The sequence below is a fragment of the Acetobacter malorum genome, from assembly GCF_002153605.1.
Classification (GTDB): Bacteria; Pseudomonadota; Alphaproteobacteria; order Acetobacterales; family Acetobacteraceae; genus Acetobacter; species Acetobacter malorum_A.
Genome location: NZ_JOPG01000081.1, coordinates 1 through 328, shown reverse-complemented (window position 1 = coordinate 328; position 328 = coordinate 1). Strand labels below are relative to the sequence as shown.

Below are 328 nucleotides of genomic sequence, written 5' to 3'. Positions count from 1 at the left end.
GGTAATCCCCCCTTTTTTAATGGGGTTCTGACTGAGAATTTAGACAGTTGCTTTTAGTTTCTGGGCGGGTGTGAACCCGCCGTTCCCCATATTGGGTCTGTCATGGTTATATGTCCAGAGCCATTGTGTTGCGACTTCCTGCACGTCCTGAATGCTTTCAAATAGATGCTGCTCCAGCCATTCCTGCCGGACAGTTCTGTTGTAGCGTTCAATATAGGCGTTCTGCTGCGGATTGCCCGGTTGCGTATAGATCAGGGTAATCCCCTGTTTTTCGGCCCATGAAACCACCGTATGACTGACATATTCAGGGCCATTGTCCATTCGGATA

At 49.1% G+C, this 328-nt stretch carries 1 protein-coding gene; it reads right to left on the bottom strand.

The window, feature by feature from the left end:
• Positions 1 to 39 precede the first annotated feature (39 nt).
• On the bottom strand, positions 40 to 328 hold a 289-nt coding region (locus HK23_RS14005; RefSeq protein WP_143217588.1), incomplete at its 5' end, for an integrase core domain-containing protein.